Origin of the sequence: Bacillus sp. FSL K6-2839 (assembly GCF_038003365.1) — a bacterium.
Lineage (GTDB): Bacteria > Bacillota > Bacilli > Bacillales > Bacillaceae > Bacillus.
The window spans coordinates 842,109-859,523 of record NZ_JBBOOZ010000002.1 but is presented as its reverse complement, the minus strand read 5'-3'; the positions used below and the strand labels follow the sequence as shown (position 1 = coordinate 859,523).

At 42.6% G+C, this 17,415-nt stretch carries 21 protein-coding genes, 1 riboswitch and 1 other annotated feature; of the genes, 5 read left to right on the top strand and 16 right to left on the bottom strand.

What is annotated here, in order from left to right:
- Positions 1 to 201: 201 nt before the first annotated feature.
- Positions 202 to 1,038 carry a BglG family transcription antiterminator LicT gene (gene licT, locus MHH26_RS18590; protein ID WP_066031389.1) on the bottom strand — a complete coding sequence of 279 codons (837 nt, stop codon included), beginning with the start codon at positions 1,036 to 1,038 and terminating at the stop codon, positions 202 to 204.
- Positions 1,039 to 1,223: 185 nt separating this feature from the next.
- Here licT and MHH26_RS18585 point away from each other — a divergent pair, with 185 nt between their 5' ends.
- Positions 1,224 to 1,424 (top strand): hypothetical protein, encoded by a 201-nt coding sequence (locus MHH26_RS18585; RefSeq protein ID WP_060595439.1) that lies wholly within the window; start codon positions 1,224 to 1,226, stop codon positions 1,422 to 1,424.
- A gap of 34 nt (positions 1,425 to 1,458) precedes the next feature.
- On the opposite strand, the gene MHH26_RS18580 is transcribed toward MHH26_RS18585, so the two are convergent.
- Together MHH26_RS18580 and trhO are read right to left on the bottom strand one after the other, a co-directional pair.
- Positions 1,459 to 3,078 carry an APC family permease gene (locus MHH26_RS18580; protein ID WP_307498929.1) on the bottom strand — a complete coding sequence of 540 codons (1,620 nt, stop codon included), beginning with the start codon at positions 3,076 to 3,078 and terminating at the stop codon, positions 1,459 to 1,461.
- A gap of 329 nt (positions 3,079 to 3,407) precedes the next feature.
- Complete coding sequence (gene trhO / locus MHH26_RS18575) at positions 3,408 to 4,376, bottom strand: oxygen-dependent tRNA uridine(34) hydroxylase TrhO (RefSeq protein WP_307498928.1); 969 nt, start codon at positions 4,374 to 4,376, stop codon at positions 3,408 to 3,410.
- Positions 4,377 to 4,575: 199 nt separating this feature from the next.
- On the opposite strand from trhO, the gene MHH26_RS18570 reads away from it, so the two are divergent.
- The gene (locus MHH26_RS18570; RefSeq protein WP_340974432.1) at positions 4,576 to 5,658 is read left to right on the top strand and encodes an iron-containing alcohol dehydrogenase family protein; all 1,083 of its coding nucleotides are present in this window, start codon (positions 4,576 to 4,578) and stop codon (positions 5,656 to 5,658) included.
- A gap of 41 nt (positions 5,659 to 5,699) precedes the next feature.
- On the opposite strand, the gene MHH26_RS18565 is transcribed toward MHH26_RS18570, so the two are convergent.
- The 6 genes from MHH26_RS18565 to MHH26_RS18540 form a co-directional block, all read right to left on the bottom strand.
- A complete protein-coding gene (locus MHH26_RS18565; protein ID WP_340974326.1) occupies positions 5,700 to 6,527 on the bottom strand; it encodes an aldo/keto reductase in 828 nt (275 codons plus the stop codon).
- Positions 6,528 to 6,608: 81 nt separating this feature from the next.
- Positions 6,609 to 7,025: a hypothetical protein gene (locus tag MHH26_RS18560; RefSeq protein ID WP_340974325.1), complete on the bottom strand. Its 417-nt coding sequence runs from the start codon at positions 7,023 to 7,025 to the stop codon at positions 6,609 to 6,611.
- Between the two features lie 29 nt (positions 7,026 to 7,054).
- A complete protein-coding gene (locus MHH26_RS18555) occupies positions 7,055 to 7,516 on the bottom strand; it encodes a DUF523 domain-containing protein (RefSeq protein ID WP_034664351.1) in 462 nt (153 codons plus the stop codon).
- Entirely contained in the window at positions 7,513 to 7,743 is a 231-nt protein-coding gene (locus MHH26_RS18550) for a hypothetical protein (RefSeq protein WP_223250469.1), read from the bottom strand. Before MHH26_RS18550 ends, MHH26_RS18555 begins: the two co-directional genes overlap by 4 nt.
- A 126-nt stretch (positions 7,744 to 7,869) precedes the next feature.
- The gene (locus MHH26_RS18545) at positions 7,870 to 8,328 is read right to left on the bottom strand and encodes a MarR family transcriptional regulator (protein ID WP_034664352.1); all 459 of its coding nucleotides are present in this window, start codon (positions 8,326 to 8,328) and stop codon (positions 7,870 to 7,872) included.
- Positions 8,329 to 8,577: 249 nt separating this feature from the next.
- Positions 8,578 to 9,750, bottom strand: coding sequence for an MFS transporter (locus MHH26_RS18540; protein WP_340974323.1), 1,173 nt, complete (start codon positions 9,748 to 9,750; stop codon positions 8,578 to 8,580).
- 77 nt (positions 9,751 to 9,827) lie between these two features.
- Positions 9,828 to 9,927, bottom strand: a riboswitch (purine riboswitch).
- 159 nt (positions 9,928 to 10,086) lie between these two features.
- Positions 10,087 to 10,281, top strand: a binding site (T-box leader).
- A gap of 62 nt (positions 10,282 to 10,343) precedes the next feature.
- On the opposite strand from MHH26_RS18540, the gene proS reads away from it, so the two are divergent.
- Positions 10,344 to 11,777, top strand: coding sequence for a proline--tRNA ligase (gene proS, locus MHH26_RS18535; protein WP_340974321.1), 1,434 nt, complete (start codon positions 10,344 to 10,346; stop codon positions 11,775 to 11,777).
- Positions 11,778 to 12,052: 275 nt separating this feature from the next.
- Positions 12,053 to 12,229 (top strand): hypothetical protein, encoded by a 177-nt coding sequence (locus MHH26_RS18530; protein ID WP_003216908.1) that lies wholly within the window; start codon positions 12,053 to 12,055, stop codon positions 12,227 to 12,229.
- Between the two features lie 31 nt (positions 12,230 to 12,260).
- On the opposite strand, the gene MHH26_RS18525 is transcribed toward MHH26_RS18530, so the two are convergent.
- The 7 genes from MHH26_RS18525 to MHH26_RS18495 all read right to left on the bottom strand — a co-directional run bounded on the left by MHH26_RS18525 (position 12,261) and on the right by MHH26_RS18495 (position 16,346).
- Complete coding sequence (locus MHH26_RS18525) at positions 12,261 to 13,037, bottom strand: sulfite exporter TauE/SafE family protein (protein ID WP_340974319.1); 777 nt, start codon at positions 13,035 to 13,037, stop codon at positions 12,261 to 12,263.
- A gap of 59 nt (positions 13,038 to 13,096) precedes the next feature.
- Positions 13,097 to 13,327: a sulfurtransferase TusA family protein gene (locus MHH26_RS18520; RefSeq protein WP_034664361.1), complete on the bottom strand. Its 231-nt coding sequence runs from the start codon at positions 13,325 to 13,327 to the stop codon at positions 13,097 to 13,099.
- 33 nt (positions 13,328 to 13,360) lie between these two features.
- Entirely contained in the window at positions 13,361 to 14,488 is a 1,128-nt protein-coding gene (locus MHH26_RS18515) for an MBL fold metallo-hydrolase (RefSeq protein WP_307498913.1), read from the bottom strand.
- 14 nt (positions 14,489 to 14,502) lie between these two features.
- Entirely contained in the window at positions 14,503 to 15,063 is a 561-nt protein-coding gene (locus MHH26_RS18510) for a sulfurtransferase TusA family protein (protein WP_106029687.1), read from the bottom strand.
- Between the two features lie 47 nt (positions 15,064 to 15,110).
- Complete coding sequence (locus MHH26_RS18505; protein WP_334750727.1) at positions 15,111 to 15,464, bottom strand: rhodanese-like domain-containing protein; 354 nt, start codon at positions 15,462 to 15,464, stop codon at positions 15,111 to 15,113.
- Between the two features lie 14 nt (positions 15,465 to 15,478).
- Positions 15,479 to 15,961, bottom strand: a complete 483-nt coding sequence (locus MHH26_RS18500; protein WP_003216959.1) for a DsrE/DsrF/DrsH-like family protein — start codon at positions 15,959 to 15,961, stop codon at positions 15,479 to 15,481.
- A gap of 124 nt (positions 15,962 to 16,085) precedes the next feature.
- Positions 16,086 to 16,346 carry a metal-sensitive transcriptional regulator gene (locus MHH26_RS18495; protein WP_003217059.1) on the bottom strand — a complete coding sequence of 87 codons (261 nt, stop codon included), beginning with the start codon at positions 16,344 to 16,346 and terminating at the stop codon, positions 16,086 to 16,088.
- A 183-nt stretch (positions 16,347 to 16,529) separates the two neighbouring features.
- Between MHH26_RS18495 and MHH26_RS18490 the strand changes: the two genes are divergently transcribed.
- The gene (locus tag MHH26_RS18490) at positions 16,530 to 17,036 is read left to right on the top strand and encodes a hypothetical protein (RefSeq protein WP_340974316.1); all 507 of its coding nucleotides are present in this window, start codon (positions 16,530 to 16,532) and stop codon (positions 17,034 to 17,036) included.
- Positions 17,037 to 17,415 lie beyond the last annotated feature (379 nt).

Sequence of the window (17,415 nt, the reverse complement as noted above, 5' to 3'; positions counted from 1 at the left end):
TTAGGCAAAATAAAAACCTAAACGGGCACCAAAAATAGTCGCAACTTGCCATTGCGCTTTTTCAGTGAACGTTTAGGTTTTGCCTGCCGAACAGTCACAATCCTCTAAGACGATCATTGTGAAACCGTATTCTTTTATGTTTATGAGCAAATAGTACCACTCAGCTTTTCTTATGTCAACGCTTTCTTTTAAAATCTACCTTTATTTTTCTCGTTTGATCAATCGATTCAAATGAATGGATAGATACAGCATCTCCTCTGATGTGAGATCTCGGTGATAGGTTTGATAGACATATTCTGCGATTTTCTTTGCACATTCGTAAGCCTTCGGATATTTCACCTTGATCAGCTGATACAAGTCCTGATCTTCGCTGACAAGCAGTGTTTCGTTGATCAGACGCTGGACGAAAAAGCGCAAATGCGTGAGAAAACGGTAATAGTTGAGTGAGTCTTCATCAAAATCCATGTTGAGATGATATTTCACAATGGTGAGAATGGCGTTTACTTCTTTTGTGATATTGACCGTTGTATTCATGTCCTCATTGAGCTCTGCATTAATGATATGCATCGCAATAAAGCCTGCTTCATCCTCAGGCAGTTCAATATGAAGACGCTCTTCAATCATCTCAAGACAGTCCTTTGCCACAAGAAATTCATCTTTGTATAAGCGTTTAATCTCCCAAATAAGCGAATTCTCAATGAGGTGATTTTTCTTCAATCGTTCGATGGCGTAATGAATATGGTCTGCGAGTGATACATGCAGACTTTCATTTAATCTTCGGTTCAGCTTTGTATGTGCATATTGAATCATTTCTTCGGTTACCTTGACCACATCATACGGAACTTCCAGAAGCAGCATTTTCATCCGCTCATGAACGGAGTGATCCTCCAGGCGGAAGACTTTATCGATTAACGATTCGTCTACCGGGTCTCCAGGCCGTCGTTGAAACGCGATGCCTCTGCCCATGACGACGATTTCTTTTCCTTGTTCATCTATCACACTAATGACATTATTGTTTAGAACTTTTTGTATCTGCAACCCCAAACACCTCCGTCTATGACCCACAATCTTCACTCAAAATATGCTCTCATCTTAACACAACTGTCAAATCACTTGGTGTTTTTATCTGACTTTTGCAATAGATTTCATCATGATTCTACCCCTTCATGGCTGATCTGATCATTCAATTGCCTGCATACAATACTCCGAGGAGGTGACCTTCAGTGAAGGCTTTTTTCTGGTCTGCATCATTTTTATTCATGCTTCTATTCACACTCGTTTTTCTAGGAATCGTGTTTTGGCTTAGTGGACAAGGCATGGATCAGCTTTGGAGATATGTGCTCATCTCATTTGTCACAGCAGCCGTTTTGCGTGGCGTCACCACTTGGCTGAGGCAGCACGTGATGCATCATTTATCAAAATAAAACGGCTGCCCGCGATATTCAGGCAGCCGTTCCTTTATTCTTTGGATGATGCGGCTTCTTGCTGAGAAGTACGCAGCTCATCATTAATTTTTTTCGCATCCTCTAGAAATTCTGTTTCAAATCCACTTTTGAGTGCCCACATATAAAACAGCAAGGCAACCACTGCAATGAGCGCCATATCCCAGCCATAATGAATGACATTATAGCCGCCGAATTTGTCACTGCCAAGGCAGGAAATCGTCATCATCACAAGCAAGTACACGACCATCCAAGCACCCGCCTTAAAGTTGCGGCCGAAGCCTTTCCACTTCGCTTTTGCTTGATAGTAAAAATAGATCGGAAGACCGATGAGAATAATGAACAGCACCTGACCTGTTAACGGCCACCTCGCCCAATACAGCGTCAATGAGGCAAAGACAAAGCCGAGAGGAGCAATGATGCTGAGTCCTTTTATTCGAAGCGGACGATATAAATCTGTCCCTGTCTTTCTCAGTGTCATGACGGTCACCGGACCTGTCAGATAAGAAATGAGTGTCGCAACAGAAATGATTTCAGCAAGTACACCCCAGCCTCTAAATAAAAACAGAAAGATAAACGATACGGCTAAGTTAAAAAACATCGCTGGACGAGGCACACCGTAAATAGGATGCAGACGGCCAAGCACACTTGGCATGTATTTGTTTTTTTCCATTCCATAAATCATACGAGATGTCGTCGCCGTATACGTAATCCCTGTACCAGAAGGTGATACAAACGCATCTGCATATAAAATCAGAACCAGCCAGTTAATCCCAAGCGCAATGGCAAGGTCAGCAAATGGCGAGTTAAAATTCAAATGGCCCCATCCATTCACAATCATGGACGGATTGACAGCACCGACAAAGGCGATTTGTAAAAGCACATAAATTACAGTCGCAATCAAAATGGATCCAACAATGGCGATCGGAATCGATCGGCCTGGATTTTTCGCCTCACCAGCCATATTAATCGGGCTTTGGAAGCCATTGAAGGCAAACACAATCCCTGATGTCGCAACAGCTGTCAGCACACTCGCCCAGCCGTTAGGGGCAATACTAGTTCCAGAAGTAAAATTCTCACTATGAAAACCTACGAATAAGAGCGCACCAATTGTTAATCCTGGAATGACAATTTTAAACACAGTAATGAATGTATTCGCTTTTGAAAATAACCCAACTGTCCAATAATTGAGCAGAAAGTAAATCACAAGAAGTACACTGGCGACCATGAGCCCTTCTGTCGTCAAAACCCCTTTTGTGACCAAATGGCTTGTCCACTTTGCCCACTCCCAAGGCCATGAGCTCATATACTGGACAGAAGCCACCGCCTCAACAGGAATGACGGAGACAATAGCGATCCAGTTTGCCCAAGCAGCAATAAACCCGATAAAAGAGCCGTGTGAATATTGCGTATATTTCACCATTCCGCCTGCCTCTGGAAACATCGATCCGAGTTCACTATAAGACAAAGCGATAAATAAAATCACGACCATCCCAATCAACCAGGACAAAATAGCAGCAGGTCCGGCAATTTGAGCGGCACGCCAAGCACCGAAAAGCCATCCTGAACCAATGATTGAGCCAAGACCTACCATCATTAAAGCGAAAGTTCCCATTCTACGATGCAAATGATTCATGTTCATAACACCTTTCGATTAAATTACAAAGCATGTGCCCAAGTAAGCATCTTTCTTACTTGCAGCTCTCTTTTCATTCAATTGACAAATATTTCTTCAATTAAATCTTTACCCTTGTTCATTTTTTCGCCTGTTTTATTATCTCTCAATTCTCTATTTTCTGAAATAGTCGAACATGCTTATTTCTAAAGAAAGCGCTTTTTCAACGATTCAATCTATTAGACTGAATAACTACCTTTACCCTTATTTTGAAAAAAACAAAACAAAAAAAGAAAGAGGAAATGAATCCCTCTTTCTTCTGTATAGAAAAAAGGATAAAGGGGGTCCCTCTATCCTTGTGAAATTGCTTGTTCTTTTTCAATCACAGCTAGTCTTTCTTGCACTTCTTCTTCAGACAGATTGTGCTGTTTCACATAAAGATTACGTTCACTTGTACGGCATTCATGGCTGCAGCTGCGCATATACTTATGCTCGCTCTCTTCTGTTGCAATCATTTTGCGGTTACATGCAGGGTTTGCACAGTTCACATAACGCTCGCAAGGCTCACCGGTGAAGAAATCTTTTCCGACAACTACATGCTCTGTTTGATTCACTGGCACTGTTAAGCGGGTATCAAACACATAGCATTGACCATCCCATAGCTTCCCTTGAACTTCTGGGTCTTTTCCGTACGTGACAATTCCGCCGTCAAGCTGTGAGACATCTTCAAAGCCTTCACGCTTTAACCAGCCTGAGAATTTCTCACAGCGTACGCCGCCTGTGCAATACGTCAGGATTTTTTTCCCTTCAAGAATGTCTTTATTGTCACGAATCCACTCAGGTAATTCGCGGAATGTCTCGATATCAGGACGTACTGCCCCTCTAAAGTGGCCGACATCAAACTCGTAATCATTACGTGCATCAATCACAACGGTATCAGGTGATTGCATTTGCTCGTAAAATTCAACCGGGCTGAGATGTTTACCTGTTAATTCTAACGGATTCACGTCATCTTCAAGACTAAGATTCACTAGTTCATTCCGATGGCGGACGTGCATTTTTTTAAACGCATGACCATCTGCTTCGTCAATTTTGATCGGCATAGACGCAAAGCGCGGATCTTCTTTTAACGCTTGCATGTACTTGTCCGTTTGCTCAATGGTACCAGAAACAGTTCCGTTCAAGCCTTCTGCTGACACAAGGATACGGCCTAACAAACCAAGCTCCTTACAGAATGCTAAATGCTCTGCTGTAAACGTCTCTGGGTCCTCAATGGGGACATATTGATAGTAAAGTAAGACACGATATTGTTTTTCCATATATATAAACACCTCTTAAATTTAATCAAAACATACCGTTCTTTATCATACAGGAAATACATACCTAAAGGCAATGTCAGCGGCTCAATTCCATAAAACGGAAGGGTCTTTCTCCTCATATTATCGATTATTTGACAGAACTTTCTGTAAAATGAGATGATTTATGAAATATGATGTTGTAAAGGAGCAGAACGCAATGATCCAGCCAGAAGATATCGTCAGAAGCGGCCCAAACCAATTTATTTCTCAAAAAGGGATTTATCATGAACTCGATTCACTTGTTTCTTCTTCCTTCCAGTCGCCCGCTGTCGTGACGGGACATGATTCATTTCATGCTTTTTCAGCGTACACAAAGCTTCCACCTCATTGGCCTGTTGTTCAGCACAAAGGATACAGTTCACCAAATGCGATCACACGAATTGCTGAAGAACTGAAAGGGGCAGATGTGATGATTGGGATTGGAGGCGGCACGATTTTAGACACCGCCAAGTCAGTAGCAGAAGCTCTTCAAATTGAAGTGATCATGGTTCCAACCATTCCAGGGACATGTGCTGCATCTACACCGCTTAGCGTCATTTATGATGACAAGGGGAATTTCATGAGAGTCGATTACCATAAACGGTCCAGTTATCTCACCTTAATTGATCATACATTTTTGCTCTCTTCTCCTCTTTCCTACCTTCAAAGTGGTATTGGAGATACGCTGGCGAAATGGTATGAAGCAGAAGCCATTATTCGAAATGCAAAAGACTCCTTACCGCTCATGGTGCATGCTGCACTAAAGCAGGCGGTATACGTCAGAGACATTCTTCTTTCCCATAGCGAAGAAGCCGTCCACAGCTTGACAACAGGGCAGCACTCGCAAGCATTTGCAGATGTAACGGATACCATTATTACATTAGCCGGCACGGTCGGCGGGTACGGGGGACGCTACGGCAGAATGGCAGGAGCGCACGCCATCCATAACGGATTGACATTTATTGAAGAAACGCATCACGTATTACATGGTCAAAAAGTGGCCTATGGCATTCTTGTTCAGCTTGCCGCAGAAAATCGAATGAGCGAAGTAGAAGAATTACTTGAGCTTTATGAAACACTCGGATTACCTAAAAATATGCGTGAGCTTGGCATCACAGCTCAGCTGGAAGAAGCCGCAAAAACAGTGGCAAGCCATGCTGCACGTGCAGACGAAACTTTTTGCTTGATTGGAGACTATTCCAAAGAGCAAATTGCCGACGCCATTCAAGTCATTGAAAACGTATCAGCCTCGAAAAACCGTTAAATAAAAAAAAGCACAGGCATCCACCTGTGCTTTTCTTTCGATTAAAAATCAAAGTTATCTGGATCTGGACCTGTGCGCTCATCTTCATTAAGCTGATCGATGACGCCCATCTCATGTGCGGACAGCTCGAAATCGAAGACTTGTGTGTTTTCGATGATTCGGCTCTTCGTCACAGATTTTGGAATAGTGATAATACCATGCTGCAAGTCCCAGCGAAGAATGACTTGTGCCACGGATTTGTCATGTTTTTTCGCAATATCCTGAAGAACAGGATGGTTCAGAAGCTTCCCGCTGCCTAATGGTGACCACGCTTCTACATGAATCCCTTTCTCCTTGCAGTAGTCTCGTAAAGGCTCCTGCGTCAGCTTTGGATGCAGCTCGATTTGATTGACCATTGGCACAACTTCTGCCTCTTCTAATAAATCATCTAGGTGGTGCGGATGGAAGTTACACACACCGATGGCTCGAACGCGTCCATCCTTATACAGCTTCTCTAGTGCTTTCCATGTTTCTTTATATTTGCCTTCAACTGGCCAATGAATTAAATAAAGGTCTAAAACATCTAGCCCAAGCTTGTTCATACTTGTTTCAAAGGCTTCAAGTGTTGCTTCATAGCCTTGATCACGATTCCAGACCTTTGTCGTAATAAACAGATCATCGCGAGAGATGCCTGATTGCTGAATGGCTTTGCCTACCCCTTCTTCATTTTGATAGGCCGCTGCTGTATCAATGCTGCGGTAGCCCGCTTCAAGAGCGTCTTTGACTGCATTTACAGCCTCATCCCCATCTTTTACCTGCCATACACCAAAGCCTAGCTTCGGCATTTTTACTCCGTTTGCTAATGTGACTCTATCTGTTAATCCACTCATCAAACAAACCTCCGCTTCATTTTTACTTACCAAGCACTATACCCGAATTTTCTATTGATCATGCAAGAAATTTCGCTGGTGTTATTTGATATATTGTCCTATATCGACTTGATTGGCGTCAACGATTTGGTATTCGCTGATCTTATTTTTCGTTTTAGAACCATCATATGTCTCTAAATAAGCTTGATCATAAAAGACGATTCCGTATGTAACATTGCCTTCCTCTAACACCCTAATCCAATAAGACTCTTTTGTTTCTTTTTTAGCGCCATTCGCCTCCTTTAATTTCATACCTGAAAATTCATTCAGCAGCTTTTGAATATCTTCTTTCTTATCTACCACAACTTGCTCATTATCATGCTCAATTTGAATCGAAGTCACCTTATTCTTATCCAGTGAGGTCACATCATCAAAAGAGTATGTTTTGGTATTGATCATAAAATAAATACCTATTCCTATTAAAACCACTACACCTACACCAATGATCCACTTTTTCAACCTAGCTCCTCCTTCTATCCACGCCACACCTATTGAAACAACGAAGTCCAATCATCCTCCTCAGAGAACACTTGAATCCCGTGCTGTTTCAGCAAGGCGGACGTCACACCATCACCAGCTTTTGTCTTACCGTTAAACTCTCCCTGGTAAATCAGCCGGCTCCCGCAAGAAGGGCTGTACTCTTTTAACACAACCGCTGTTGCTTTCAGAGACTGAACCTGTTCCAGCGTGGCTTTTGCACCTTTTACATACATCTCTGTGACGTCAGTTCCATGAACATCGACAACAGCAGCCTGCCCCCGTAAAACATCATATCCATCTCCGCCAATGATTTCTGCCGGTGGTCTAGGCGTAGAGAAGCCGCCAAGCAGTTCAGGACAAACTGTCACAGCCTTTCCTTCCTGCACAAGCTCTTCAATTCGCTGATCTAATCGATGGCTGCCATTATACCGGACCTTCAACCCAGCAAGGCAAGCGCTGACCACAATCACGTCTGTTCCTCATTTTTATGGATTGAGCGTTTTTTACTGACTTTAAAATAAATACATACAGGCAGATAGAAGATCGTGTACCCTAAAAAGGGCAGGGCACAATACAAAGCGGCCGCCCAAACAGGTTCTTCAACTCCTGTAATGCCAAAATAGTAAACAAATAATAGCAAGCTGACAAACAGTCCTACGAACGGCATGATGGCTGCTGACTTTTTAAAATTTTCCATCATTTCTTTCCCCAGAGAAGCTCCCTCCCTTTTAACATGATCAGGAATAACGTCAATATATGTTAATTTTACCATATAAAAAACCGAAATCATCTCATTTTCTACGATGGTTTCGGTTTTTTTAATCTATATTTTTTCTTTCCAAGCCTTCAAAAAGCGCTCAATCACCTGTAATTCATCTTCATGAAACTGCTGGAGAAATTCTAAATAGGACGCGACAGCTTTTTCATGTAGTTCATCATGCAGCGCTGCCAATTGCGTGCCTTTCTCTGTCAATGAATAGTAGACAGATTTCTTATCCCCTTGCCGGTGGCAATAGTCCACCATGCCTTTATCAATTAGTTTTTTCACAGCCTTTGTAATGGCAGGCTTTGATAGTTTTAGTTGTTGAGAAAGAAATGTATTATTTGATTCGTTTGGATTAGCTTGAATCATCGATAAAATGTGAAGCTGTGTGAGTGTCCAATCTTGCTTGAGTGTATCAGTCGTGGTAATCAGTGGATCTGTTGGATCATTCCGTCTCTTTTCCCTATGCATAATCAGATCTTGAATCGCTTTTAATACAATCTGCTCTTTAGTCTCCATCTGAACCTCCACTCTTAACTGGTTAATAAAATGGTACTAATAATTAAAAGAGGAGTCAAAAGAAATGTCAGTGTGAGAAAAAGAACAGGCCATCAGACCTGAAAATGGTGTATGCACTTTTCTACTAGTTGACCCATCATGTCACAGCTCCTCTTTCTTTTATTTGCTATAATTCATGGAAAGAAAGGCTCTTTTCGTGAGATGTTGAAATAATATAGAACAGAAAAAAAGCTGCCTATCATGAGGCAGCTATTCAGCACGATGCTGACGATCCATATAAAATGGTGGTCTTTTCAACGAAATCACCGCACAGCTAAAGGCAATCAGCACAAACACTGCACCGAATTTCGCCAGATCAACAGATGAACCGGTCATCGTAAACAGGACACCACCAACCGCTGATCCAATCGAGATACCAATTTGCAAGGCCGATGTATTTAAGCTTTGCTGAATATCAGACGTGACAGGATCTGTTTGAATCAAATAGCTCTGCAAAGCAGGCGTTAATGCCCAGCTAAGCGCTCCCCATAGGACAACCATGACCATAAAGAGGACAAACACGCCCGCTGTATAAGGAATGATAAACATCACAACCGCAAATGCGATTGTCACCAGCAAAATGGCTTTCCCTGAACCCAGCTTGTCACTAAGCCAGCCGCCAAACCCATTCCCGCCAATAGAAGCAAGCCCGAAGACCAAATAACAAATACTAATCCAGAACGGGGTCATATGCAGAACTTCCATTAAAAACGGAGTGAAATAAGAATAAAGCATATAATGACCTGCCAGCATAAACAAACTGATCAAATGTGCACTAAAAATTTTCGGATGCCCTAAAGAACGTATTTGCTCTCTCAGAGGTGTGACTTTTTCAACAGGCATTTTCTCCAATAGGAAATAGATCAGCACCATCGATATCGCTGATAAAATACTGATTCCTAAAAACATCACTCTCCAACCAAAGCTCTCTGTAATAAAAATACCGATCGGTACACCGAGAACAAGTGAAGAACTAATCCCAATAAAAATCAGCCCTAATGCCTTCGCACGATGCGCTGGTTCCACCAATTTAGCAGTGATCGTCAGTGACAACACCACCACAAGCGCTGTACTCATCGCGATCAATACCCTAGAGATCATGACAAGGGCAAAGGTCGAACTAAAATATGTGAATACATTTCCTATTGTAAACACCAATAACGCGATTAAATAAAGACGCTTTCGTTCAATTTTAGCTGTGGCAGTCAGCAGCACAGGCGCTGAAATGGCATACACAATGGCAAATACGGTGATAAGCTGCCCAGCTGTTGCAAGAGATACATTCAAATCCTCTGCAAGGCTTGGCAAAATGCCCCCGACCACAAGCTCAACTAATCCAACCGCAAAAGTAGAAACGGCTAATAAATATACTCTCCAGTTCATGTCTAACATCCCTTCTATATATCATCGCTTTCACTTTTGATACAGGGCGCAGACAAACAAAAAAACCCTGATTACAAAAAAGGAAAGCGCGCTTTTGTAATCAGGATTTATCGGATCCTGGTAGAAACCCTCAAACCATATTATTGAGGTTATACAAGTCTATTTTTTTCTTCAAATATATTAGCATAGCCTTACATAACTGGCAAGCTGTAAAAATAGGAAATGACTGCAAATTCACGATCACATAAAAGCACTCAGAACAGCATGACAAGAAACCCCAGAACAACTTGCTTTCTCCTGCATTTACAGGTAAACTGATGAAAAATCAACGAACATTGATCAACGTAGATCTGGAAAAGTAGCTTGAATCGACCTTTAACAGAGAGGGAACGGTGCTGGAAGTTCCTACTGACATCTTCAAGTGAACCTGCCGATTTAGTTCTGTTTCACACAGCGGTTCATACCGTTATCATGATCGAGTGTAAAGCTGTGCTTTAAATTAGGGTGGTACCACCAGGAATGGTCCCTAACTTAAAGCACAGCTTTTTTGTTTTTACAACAGCTTTTTTGTTTTTACAAAGGAGGAACATGCAATGTCAAAGAAACAATTTGTTGAAAAAATTACAAGCATGGAAGACGACTTTGCCCAGTGGTATACAGATGTTGTCACAAAGGCGCGCCTCGTCGATTATTCAAGCGTCAGAGGCAGTATGATCATTCAGCCATACGGCTTTAAAATTTGGGAGAATATTCGCGACGAACTTGACCGCCAAATCAAAGAAACAGGTCATGAGAATGTGTATATGCCGCTCTTTATCCCAGAGAGCCTGCTGCAGCAGGAAAAAGACCATATCGAAGGCTTCGCTCCTGAAGTGGCATGGGTCACACATGGCGGTGATTCCGAATTACAGGAAAGGCTCTGCGTCAGACCGACCTCTGAAGTACTGTTCGCTGAGCATTACAAAAACATCATTCATTCCTACCGTGATTTACCGAAGCTATATAACCAATGGGCGAATGTCGTCCGCTGGGAAAAGACCACACGTCCCTTCCTTAGAACCCTTGAATTCCTATGGCAGGAAGGGCACACATGCCATGAGACTGAGCAAGAAGCGATTGAGGAGACAGAAAGAATGCTTCACATCTACGCTTCTCTTTGCGAAGAGCTCCTTGCCATTCCTGTCATTAAAGGGAGAAAAACAGAGAAGGAAAAATTCGCTGGTGCCCGCTTCACCTATACGGTCGAAAGCTTGATGCATGATGGAAAAGCGCTGCAAACGGCCACTTCTCACTTCTTCGGGAACGGATTTGCCAAAGCATTTGGCATTGAATTCTTAAACCGTGAAGGAAAACTAGAGCATGTCCAGCAAACCTCTTGGGGCTTCACCACAAGAATTATCGGCGCCATGATTATGGTGCACGGCGATGACAGAGGGCTTGTCCTTCCGCCAAACATTGCGCCAGCCCAAGTGCGGATCGTGCCAATCGCCTCTCATAAAGAAGGTGTGCTCGATCATGCCTACGAATTGAAAGATCGACTCACCCGCATCGCACGTGCTGACATCGATGCAAGCGATAAACAGCCAGGCTGGAAATTCAACGAATGTGAAATGCAAGGCATTCCTTTACGTGTAGAAGTGGGACCAAAGGATATTGAAAAAAGACAAGTGATGCTCGCAAGACGAGACACTGGTGAAAAGCAAGCTGTCACATTAGATGCACTTGAACAAACCATCACATCCACGCTTGAAGACATTCAACGGACGATGTACGAAAAGGCGAAAGAACGATTACATGAAAAAACATCAGAAGCTCACACAATTGAAGACATTGAGCACATTCTTTCAGAAGAAAACCGATTGATTAAAGCCATGTGGTGCGGTGACGAAGCCTGTGAAAACGACATTAAAGAAAGAACAGGGGCGACCTCACGCTGTATCCCATTTGAACAGGAATCCGTTTCAGACACATGTGTCTGCTGCGGAAAGCCTGCATCTGATATGGTCTTCTGGGCGAAAGCTTATTAAGAATAGGAACGAAAGAGAAGCATCCTCACGATGCTTCTTTTCAGCGTGACCTGAAAACCTTTGAAGTCTAGGAAGGACGAGCACCGAAGCGGAGCGAATTTGACATTCGTGAGCATCGGCGCGCAGAACTGACAACGAATGCGAGGGTTTGTCTACACGCTGAGGCTTCTTTTTTTGTTAAAAAGACCCAAACACCCATTGACCTCACCTGCACGATCCCCTATAATTCATATTAATATAATCGGTTTTTAAGACTTTAACTGGAGTGGTAATATATGAAGCGCTGGCCCTCACTGTTTGCCGAACGCTGCCCTAAATGTAAAACAGCATTAGAAGTCTCTAAGTCCAATGCCCTGCAAGGCAAAGTCGTGAAAACATGTCCCAACCTTCATTATCAAAAAGAGTTTCACCCAGCCCTTGAAACATATATCGAGCACGATGACGTCAAATAAAAAAGACCAACACGCTTTGTTGGTCTTTTCTTTATAATAAATCAAGCCAAATTTTGACCGCTGTCGCCGTAATCATTACAGCAAGTGCCCATTGCAAGTAGACGGCATTGATTTTCTGACCGACCTTAGCACCAATCGGAGCAGCTGCCAAACTTGCCAGCATCAGCACAACCGCAGGAAGAAGCATAACTTGACCCGTCAATACCTTTCCAGTCGATGCACCGATCGCAGATAGAAACGTAATCGCAAGTGAGGACGCAATCGTCATCCTGACAGGAATTTTTAAAATAGACAGCATCACCGGTACCAATATAAATGCTCCACCCGCGCCTAGCACCCCGGAAACACTGCCAATCACAAAGGCAATACCTGCCGCAAGCCCTTTATGAAAAGTGACTTCTCCCTCTGAGTCTGCACGCTGTCCCTTTTTTGGAATCAGCATAAGGATCACAGCCACTACCGCGAGCAATCCATAGACGAGATTCATCCCATTCTCTGGCATAAAGTGAGATACATAACTGCCTAATAAGCTGCCCGCCAATATACTGCTCCCCATATATAAAATCAACGACCGATGTAAATACCCGCTTTTTCGGTAGGCCAATACCCCACCGAGCGTCGAAAAAAGCACTTGAATAGCGCCAATTCCTGATACCTCGTGAGCCGATAGTGCCATCACACCGACCAGTGGCGGGATATAAAGCAGCATAGGATAGTTGATCACAGATCCCCCGATCCCCACCATTCCTGATAAGAAGGAACCAATACATCCGATGATAAAAAGTGTAATCAAAAACGCAAAATCCACGCTGGTCTCCTCCTTTGCAAAAGGAAAAGGGGATCTTCAGCAGATACCCCTAACATCCTTTAGGACCCTTTTCTCACCCAGAACTTCAGCACATGTCCTTCATCCGTCTGCGTGATCAATTCATGTCCGCTTGACTTTGCCCATGCTGCCAAGTCAGCTTTAGCCCCTTTATCTGTTGCATGTATTTCTAAAACTTGACCTTCCGTCAAGTCATTCATTTTTTTCTTCGTCCGAATAATCGGCATTGGGCATGCAAGCCCTGTTACGTCTAAAATTTGATCTGATGTCATTTGATTGTTCCTCTCTCCTTATTTTATTGGACATTACCGAATCGCACAACGGTTTGGACCAATTTCCATTTCACGCTGCGCTTCATCGTCTGGGCTCAGCTTCCCCATATTGGCTTGACGAATGTCTTGATAAGCGTTTGGCTGTGCAGGCAGATTCTTCGTGACCATTTGTCTAAATACGTCTTCATCTTCAATATTCAGTCCATGATTTTCTTCAAATAGAACGCCTAGCTCCTTCCAAACGCTTCCGTCTTCATTGACTTCATCCATGATCATGAAATGCGCTGGCAATACAATGAATTCTTTCGAAAGTGCTCTATATCGGTCATAAAGCGTTTCTCTCAAATCACCTACCCAGTCCTCCGCCATTCCAGCGAGATCAGGTCTTCCAATCGAATCAACGAACAAAATATCACCTGAAAGAAGATATTGATGATCCACGATAAAAGATGTTGAACCAATCGTATGCCCCGGCGAGTAAAGGGGGTGAATATCAATGGAAGCCGCTCCAATCGTCATCCGCTGCCCTTCTTCAAGACGGTGATATTCAAAGATCACCTCTTCTGCATCTTTTGGCGGCAGCCAGTAGCTGGCACCAGTCTGTTCAGCCAGTCTTTTCCCACCAGAAATATGATCCGCATGAAGATGAGTATCCAACACTTTCGTTATAGAGACATGATGTTTTTTAGCAAAACGGGTATAGATATCCGTCATTCTAGCTGCATCTACAATTGCGGCTTCTCCATTCGACATGATCATATAAGACAGGCATCCCTTGCCCATACGCACAAATTGATACAGCTCTCCACCGCCGGTTAAATCCCCGATCTTCACTGGCTCTAGATGCTCGCTCCACGCCTTCATACCGCCTTCTAAATAATGGACCGTTCTGCCCGCCTCTGACAGCATCTCCGCCACCATGATAGAGGAGCCTTCCTTGGCACAAACCACCAACACTTCACGGTCATAAGGAATGTGAGATAAAATGCCCTCTACTCCTTCAAGGAGATCAAAATAAGGCACATTCATATGAACGATTGCTTCCCCTTCGATCTTCCAATCCTGAACATCCGCTTGATTTCGCACATCTAGCAAAAAGAGCGGTTCTTTGTTCACGATCTTTTTTGTTAACTGCTCTGCGTTCATCGCTTTTACCGTCATGTTCCATTCAGCTCCTATTTTTCAATCGCTCCTGTCCAGCTATTCATGCCTGGCACGATATTCATCAATTGATGAAATCCTTTTTCTTTTAACTTTTGCGCAGCTAATTCACTTCTTCTGCCTGAATGACAGATCAGATAAATGTCCGTCTCCCGGCTCAATTCCTCCGCACGTTGTTCAACCTCACCAAGAGGAATGTGAAGAGCTCCTGGAATATGCCCCGCCTCGTATTCATCAAGCTCTCGCACATCTAAAATAAACAAAGATGGATCTTCTTTTACTTTCTGTTGAAAAGTCTCCAAAGACATTTCCGAAATCATGGACTTCCCTTCTTTCTCTTGTTCTCCGCCCTTACGAATCAAATGATGAAGCACCTGGCCTTCTACTTTTGTTCCTAAAAATTCGTGGCCTGCACTTTTTGACCATGCCGCTAGATCCGCTGCTGATCCTTTATCGGTTGCTTGCACTTCAAGCACATCACCCGGCAATAGCTCGTTCATTTGTTTTTTCGTTTTTACAATCGGCATCGGGCATGCCAGTCCTTTTGCATCTAAAATGACAGTTGGTTGCTGCATGTCTTATCCTCCTCTATATAGGGGTGGGGGTATATTTTATTGCGCATTTAATGCCAAGCATTTATGCCACCCTTAATGTTTGTAATTTGAGTAAATCCCTGCTTCTTCAATATTTTCGCCGCCTGCATACTTCTCATTCCGCTTTGACATATCACATAGACCTCTTCATTTTTCTCAAGCTGAGAAGCTCGTTTCTTCAAATGAGACAACGGGATGTTTTGAAAGCCTTTGATATGATTTGTTTGAAATTCACTAGGAGATCGCACATCAATGAGCTGTTGACCTTTGCTTTTCAGCTTCTTTTTCATATGAGCTGCATCCATTTGCTTTACACCTCGTACCGGCAAAAAGCGGCTCACGAGTAATCCAATTACGATGATGAGTAAAATCGTCTGCACCATCCTGCTTCACCTCACTAGATGAATAAATTCACACGTCCGATTTCAGCCTCTGCTAAATATGCCGCTACACCAGCATATTGAATGTCATCTAATAATTCTTTCTCCTGTAATCCTAAAAGATCCATCGTCATTGTACATGCCACAAGATTGATATCCTGCTCCTTCGCCATCTCAATGAGCTGCGGCAAGGTCATAGCATTGTGCTTTTTGATCACATGCTTGATCATTTTCGGCCCCATTCCCGCAAAATTCATCTTGGAAAGCCCCATGCGATCAGCCCCGCGCGGCATCATCTTGCCAAACATTTTTTCTAAAAATCCTTTTTTCATCGGTACCATCTCATCCTTACGCAAGGCATTCAGCCCCCAAAACGTATGAAAAATGGTTACCTCATGATCATAGGCTGCTGCACCATTGGCAATAATGTAAGCTGCCATCGCTTTATCATAATCTCCACTGAATAACACAATCGTCGTACGTTTTTTCTGTTCTTCCATTCTGCTCCTCCTTCAAATATTACCTATGGGGGTATATAAAAATAAAAAAATATATACATATACCGGTAAGGGTATATTACATCAAGTAAAAAAATCCGTCAACCTCCAAAGGCTGAGGAATTTCTTACCGGCTTTTCACCAATAGCTCAACTGCCTCTTTCACAAGACCTTCCGTATCCTTGCCTTGTTCAAGACTTTCACGGACACATTGCTCAAGATTAGTACTCACAATCACACCCATTGCCCGATCAATGGCATTACGTGATGCAGACAGCTGCGTGACCACCTCGCGGCAATCTTTGCCTTGCTCCATCATCGCAAGAACCCCTTTAATCTGCCCTTCAATCCGGCGAAGACGGTTCTTCATCTGCTGATTATATTCCATGTACCAGCACTCCTTTCTATTCTTTCTATGAACAGATAGTATACCCTAAGAGGTATTTAGTCAAACGACTTGCCCTGCTCTTTTGTAGAGAACGTATGTGAAAATAATTGCACATTCCACCATTTATTGATAAAAAGAAAATAATCAACGGACGAGAAATCATTGAAGAAAAGAGGACAGCCCATGACTTTACATCACTATATTGGAGCAAACAAAGAACTGCCACTTGGTACTTTTGGTCAAAATCCTACATATAAACCATTCTCTGAACTCAATATCAGAACGTTTGATAAAAAACAAAAAAAGTCCAAAACCTATCAAAAAGAAGATCCTTTGATAGAAGTATTTGAAACAGAAGAGGATTTCGCTGGCATTCACATTGATTATGTAGATCCCGTCTATGAAGCGGTAAGAGACAAATTCACACATCATTTTGTTTATGATTTAGACATCATTCATTCTCTTCGTCCACTTTTTCAATTCATTGAAAAAGAGCTGTCAAAAGGAGAAACCATCAAAATCTATTCTTGTGTAGATGGACTCGAAACGAAAGAAAAAGATGATCAATTGGATGTAGAAATTGACCTAAGCAAAAAACGCTTTGGAAAACATATCGATTTTAAAGAGATCGATGAACTGATTTACATGTTTGAACTGGAACACTTACGATATGTGTTGGTGAAGAAATAGAGGAGAGTCGACATGGAACTTCAAAATGCCTAGTTATTAGAAATTGTTGAAGCGTTGAAAAGTTTAGGGGGACGAGCCTCATTAAGTGATATCTATGATGATGTTGAACATCGTCAAAACATAGATCTTACTCAATATACCGATTGGAAATCTCAAGTAAGAAAACGTATTTACATTCATTCGAGCGATACAGACATTTTCAAAGGAACACCTTAATGATCTATCTGATAAGTTTTATTCCATTGATGGAAAAGGAAAGGGACATTGGGGCTTAAGACAATTTATACCTAGTAGAAATCACCTTGAATTAACTGAAGATAATATAGGATTTGTTGAAGGTAAAAAGAAATTAAGGCAGCATATTATAAAAGAACGCAAT

Excerpts from the sequence above, each read along its gene's own strand:
- MHH26_RS18580 (WP_307498929.1), bottom strand. The coding sequence starts at position 3,078 with ATGAATCATTTGCATCGTAGAATGGGAACTTTCGCTTTAATGATGGTA.
- trhO (WP_307498928.1), bottom strand. The coding sequence starts at position 4,376 with ATGGAAAAACAATATCGTGTCTTACTTTACTATCAATATGTCCCCATT.
- MHH26_RS18565 (WP_340974326.1), bottom strand. The coding sequence starts at position 6,527 with ATGAGTGGATTAACAGATAGAGTCACATTAGCAAACGGAGTAAAAATG.
- MHH26_RS18550 (WP_223250469.1), bottom strand. The coding sequence starts at position 7,743 with ATGGAAAATTTTAAAAAGTCAGCAGCCATCATGCCGTTCGTAGGACTG.
- MHH26_RS18545 (WP_034664352.1), bottom strand. The coding sequence starts at position 8,328 with ATGGAGACTAAAGAGCAGATTGTATTAAAAGCGATTCAAGATCTGATT.
- MHH26_RS18540 (WP_340974323.1), bottom strand. The coding sequence starts at position 9,750 with ATGAACTGGAGAGTATATTTATTAGCCGTTTCTACTTTTGCGGTTGGA.
- proS (WP_340974321.1), top strand. The coding sequence starts at position 10,344 with ATGTCAAAGAAACAATTTGTTGAAAAAATTACAAGCATGGAAGACGAC.
- MHH26_RS18530 (WP_003216908.1), top strand. The coding sequence starts at position 12,053 with ATGAAGCGCTGGCCCTCACTGTTTGCCGAACGCTGCCCTAAATGTAAA.
- MHH26_RS18520 (WP_034664361.1), bottom strand. The coding sequence starts at position 13,327 with ATGACATCAGATCAAATTTTAGACGTAACAGGGCTTGCATGCCCAATG.
- MHH26_RS18515 (WP_307498913.1), bottom strand. The coding sequence starts at position 14,488 with ATGACGGTAAAAGCGATGAACGCAGAGCAGTTAACAAAAAAGATCGTG.
- MHH26_RS18510 (WP_106029687.1), bottom strand. The coding sequence starts at position 15,063 with ATGCAGCAACCAACTGTCATTTTAGATGCAAAAGGACTGGCATGCCCG.
- MHH26_RS18505 (WP_334750727.1), bottom strand. The coding sequence starts at position 15,464 with ATGGTGCAGACGATTTTACTCATCATCGTAATTGGATTACTCGTGAGC.
- MHH26_RS18500 (WP_003216959.1), bottom strand. The coding sequence starts at position 15,961 with ATGGAAGAACAGAAAAAACGTACGACGATTGTGTTATTCAGTGGAGAT.
- MHH26_RS18495 (WP_003217059.1), bottom strand. The coding sequence starts at position 16,346 with ATGGAATATAATCAGCAGATGAAGAACCGTCTTCGCCGGATTGAAGGG.
- MHH26_RS18490 (WP_340974316.1), top strand. The coding sequence starts at position 16,530 with ATGACTTTACATCACTATATTGGAGCAAACAAAGAACTGCCACTTGGT.